Origin of the sequence: Mesorhizobium sp. M4A.F.Ca.ET.050.02.1.1, assembly GCF_003997725.1 — a bacterium.
Classification (GTDB): Bacteria; Pseudomonadota; Alphaproteobacteria; order Rhizobiales; family Rhizobiaceae; genus Mesorhizobium.
The window spans coordinates 1-4,410 of sequence record NZ_RZSG01000503.1 but is presented as its reverse complement, the minus strand read 5'-3'; the positions used below and the strand labels follow the sequence as shown (position 1 = coordinate 4,410).

The window sequence follows — 4,410 nt, the reverse complement described above, 5'->3', positions numbered from 1 at the left end:
CCAGGGAGAAGGACATGGCTGCGGGTCACACCAAATCAGACGGGCCGGACCTGGCTCAGGGCATCGCGTTCTCCGACCTTGCCGATGGCGGCAAGCTGGTCGGCCACTGCGGCGATGAAGAAGTGCTACTGGTGCGCCGCGGCGCCGAGGTCTTTGCCGTCGCGGCGTCCTGCACACATTACGGTGGGCCGCTCGTCGACGGTCTTGTGGTGGAGGATACCGTGCGGTGTCCCTGGCATCACGCATGCTTCGATTTGCGCACCGGCGAGGCCTTGCGCGCGCCAGCTCTCAGTCCGCTGGCCTGCTGGTCGGTGGAACTGCGCGATAACAGGATCTTCGTGGGCGAGAAGCGCAAACGGACGGCAGCGAAGCCGCGCGATGCAGGCTCCGACCCGGCGAAGATCGTCATTGTCGGCGGCGGCGCGGCCGGATTCGCGGCGGCCGAAACACTGCGGCGCGAACGCTATCAAGGCAGCATCGTCATGCTCAGCAACGACGAAGCGCCGCCGGTAGATCGGCCCAATCTTTCCAAGGACTACCTCGCCGGCAAGGCGCCGGAAAGCTGGATTCCGCTGCGCGGCGAGAGCTTCTACGCAAAGAACGATATCGACCTGCGTCTCAAAGCGGACGTTGCCGGCATCGACGTGCGTTCCGGCGAGGTCGTGCTCGCCGACGGCGCCCGGGTCCGCTACGACCGGCTGCTGCTTGCGACCGGGGCCGAACCGGTGCGCCTCACCATTCCCGGCGCCGACCAGCCGCACGTCCACACGCTGCGCTCGTTCGCAGACAGCAGGGCTATCATCGAGCGGGCCACGGGTGCGCGCCGCGCCGTGGTGCTTGGCGCCAGCTTCATTGGCCTGGAAGTTGCCGCGTCCCTGCGCACACGCGATATCGACGTCCATGTCGTGGCGCCGGAAGAACGGCCCCTGGAGCGGGTGCTCGGTCCGCAACTGGGCGACTTCATCCGTGCCCTCCATGAGGAGCATGGCGTTGTGTTCCATCTCGAGGACAGCGCCAGCAGCATCGATGGCGGCAAGGTGACGCTTACCAGCGGCAAGACGCTGACGGCCGACCTGGTCGTCGCAGGTATAGGCGTGCGACCGCGGACCGGGCTTGCCGAACAGGCAGGGCTTATCCTTGACCGCGGTGTCGTCGTAAACGCCTTTCTGGAGACGAGCGCGCCTGGCGTATTCGCCGCCGGCGACATTGCGCGATGGCCAGACCCCCGCAGCGGCGAGACCATCCGGATCGAGCATTGGGTGGTTGCCGAGCGGCAGGGGCGAACCGCGGCGCTCAACATGCTCGGCCGGCGCGAGAAATTCGAAGCGGTGCCGTTCTTCTGGAGCCAGCATTACGATGTTCCCATCAACTATGTCGGCCATGCCGAAAAGTGGGACGAGATCGCGGTCGATGGCGACATCGGTGCCAGGGACTGCCTGCTGCGCTTCAAGCGCGACGGCCGCACGCTGGCCGTCGCCTCGATCTTCCGCGACACCGCGAGCCTGGAGGCCGAGGTGGAAATGGAGCGGGAGATGACTGCCGTGAAATCGTAGGCGGCACCCCGCGATGGCTTGCGAGGCACCCTGAGCACCATCAATGTTCGCCAGCCTCAAGCAGGGAATGGCTGTGGCCAACAAAAGCGAGTGTCGTAGATAGGCTTGGATCTATTCGAGAGCCTTCATCAAGGCTCGGCAGTTCTGGCGTGCAGCATCCCAACCCAGCGCCTGCCGGGCGAACTTCGCACCAAGGCGTATCAGACCGGAACTATTTTTATCGGAACAGCACCGCGTCTCAGGGGTTTTATTAGATCAGCATTGAAAAGGAGGTAGTCATGAAAAAGCTCCTGCTCGCCTCCGTCATCGCGATTGCGTCGGCGGCGGCTATGATCAGCCCGGCCAGTGCCGACAGCCTGCGCCTCGGTATCGGCATCGGCCCGGCCTATGACGATGACTATTATGGCGCCTATCGCCCCTATTACGGCGACCCTTACTATCGTCCGCACTACCGCTACAATGTCTACGACGATGGCTACAGGCCGCGCTACTACATGCGCCACCACCGTCATTGCTGGACCGAGTACCGTAAGCACTGGCGCCACCACCACCGCGTGATCGAGAAGATCCGCATCTGCGAACGGCGGTGGTAAGCGTTGATACCGCCTCCCCTTCTCCCCTTGCGGGAGAAGGGCGTCGCGCTTGCAAATCCCCGCCCACATGGCATCTGATCTCCACCCCGCGACGAACTGCTCAGGCGGCCTGCGCGTCCTTTCTGGTTCCATCCTTCGCCGTGACCGACATCCTCTTATCGGCACGCTGAAGCGGGGCGGAACCCGCTTGCCGCTCGGCATCCTGTCTGCGGTGGGCACGAGCAACATTGACGCCCCTTGCCCGCGGCAATCTCCTCCTCATGGGGCCAGATCCACACCGACGAATATTAGCGATTGGGAACATAGGTCTCCTGCGGAGCGTTTAGCCGATGATCAGCCTTCAGGAGGAGGTTGCCATGAAAAAACTGCTACTTGCTTCAGTGATCGCCGTTGCCACCGCGGCAGCCACGGTCGCGCCGGCGGATGCGCGCGGATTGGGATTTTTCGGTCCCGCTTTCGGTCCGTTCGGCGGCCCGTTCTACGGCGGCCCGTTCGGTGGACCTTTCTATGGTGGACCCTTCGGCGGACCGTTCTATGGCGGCGGACCGTTTTACGACTATGGCGGCCGCTATTACGGCCCGCGCTATTACCGTGACTATTATCCCGGTTACGTGGTCCGCTATCCGCACCGCTACCATTACCGGCACCATTACCGCCATTGCCGCGTGAAGTGGGTGAGGCACTGGCACCATCACCGCCGGGTGCTGGAACGCGTGCGGATTTGCCGTTACTGACGAGGCGGGCAGGGAGCGAGGCTCCCTCGTCAACCTCGGGCTTGACCCGCGGATGGATACCGTGACGCCAGTCCTACAATGCGGCGGATCAGAATTCCGCTTCGCCGCAACGCTCACAAGTCACGGCATGGATCTCAGGGTCTGGGCGCGTCGCTTCGCTCCTTGCTTCGCCCTGGATGACGACCGCGAAGCTTGTGCGCGCCACCTCCTCCGCCTTGCAAATCCCTGCCAAAATGCCATCTAGAAAGCCGGCACTCAGGAGACAAACGCGTGACGCAGCGAAGCGGCAGCGCCGATCTGCCGCTGCATGGCGGGCGGGTCCCGAAATGGCTGGGCGATCGGATGACGAAGCTGGGCGCCGTGCTGTGCGAAGCCATCATCCACCATTACGGCCGCGACGAGCTTTTGCGGCGCCTGGCGCACCCCTTCTGGTTCCAGTCTTTTGGCGCGGTGATGGGCATGGACTGGCACTCCTCCGGCATCACCACCTCGGTCATCGGCGCGCTGAAGCGCGGCCTCAACCCGCTATCCAGCGAGCTCGGCATCCATGTCTGCGGCGGGCGCGGCGCGCATTCGCGCAAGACGCCGGGCGAGCTGCTGGCCATCGGCGACCGCACCGGCCTCGACGGCGAGGCGCTCGCCTCCGCCAGTCGCCTCGTCGCCAAGGTGGACAGCGCCGCGGTGCAGGACGGCTACGACCTTTATCTGCACGGCTTCATCGTCACCGATGACGGGCGCTGGGTGGTGGTGCAGCAGGGGATGAACGGCGACGCCCGCCAGGCGCGCCGCTACCACTGGCTGTCGGAAGGCTTGACCAGCTTCGTCGACCAGCCGCATGCGGCGATCGAGGGCGAGCGCCAGGGCGAGATCGTCAACCTCACCGACCGGCGCGCCGAAAAAGCGCGCGGCGGCCAGATCCAGCTTCTGAAGACGATGAGCCCGGAAAAGATCCTGACCGAGCTCGCCGTGCTGGAGCCCCCGGAAATCGTGAGGCCTGAGCCGGAACCGGCCGCGCAGCCGATGCTGCCCAACCTCGTCATGCCGGTGCATCACGACGTGCGCGAGAGCGACATCGTCATGCGCCGCCTGCACGGCAACATTTCCGCCGCGATCGAAAGCGGCCCCAAGGATTTTCCCGAGCTGCTGCTGGTGCCGGGCGTCGGCCCGCGCACCGTGCGCGCGCTCGCCATGGTCTCGGAAGTGGTGCACGGCGCACCCTACCGCTTCTCCGACCCGGCGCGCTTCTCGCTCGCCCACGGCGGCAAGGACCGCCACCCCTTCCCCGTGCCGCTGAAGGTCTATGACGAGACCATATCGGTGCTGAAATCGGCGGTGAGCAAGGCCAGGCTCGGGCGCGACGAGGAGTTGCAGGCGCTCAAGCGGCTGGACGGGGAGTCACGCCGGATGGAGCGCTATGTGACGGGGCCGAGCTTGAAGGAGATTGTCGCCGGCGAGATGGACCAGTCGCATCTGCTGGGTGGCCGGAGCGTGTTTGGGTGGGAGGGGGCGCCGGAGGGAGGCAAGTAGGAT

General features: G+C 65.1%; 4 protein-coding genes. All 4 read left to right on the top strand.

The window, feature by feature from the left end; genetic code table 11:
* Positions 1–14 precede the first annotated feature (14 nt).
* The 4 genes from EOA33_RS25530 (at position 15) to EOA33_RS25515 (ending at position 4,407) form a co-directional block, all read left to right on the top strand.
* Positions 15–1,553, top strand: coding sequence for an FAD-dependent oxidoreductase (locus EOA33_RS25530; protein ID WP_127406894.1), 1,539 nt, complete (start codon positions 15–17; stop codon positions 1,551–1,553).
* 278 nt (positions 1,554–1,831) lie between these two features.
* Positions 1,832–2,146 carry a hypothetical protein gene (locus EOA33_RS25525; protein WP_126055361.1) on the top strand — a complete coding sequence of 105 codons (315 nt, stop codon included), beginning with the start codon at positions 1,832–1,834 and terminating at the stop codon, positions 2,144–2,146.
* Positions 2,147–2,502: 356 nt separating this feature from the next.
* On the top strand, positions 2,503–2,880 hold the full coding sequence (locus tag EOA33_RS25520; protein ID WP_127406893.1) for a hypothetical protein: 378 nt from the start codon (positions 2,503–2,505) through the stop codon (positions 2,878–2,880).
* 270 nt (positions 2,881–3,150) lie between these two features.
* Entirely contained in the window at positions 3,151–4,407 is a 1,257-nt protein-coding gene (locus tag EOA33_RS25515; protein WP_127406892.1) for a DUF763 domain-containing protein, read from the top strand.
* Positions 4,408–4,410: the final 3 nt, after the last annotated feature.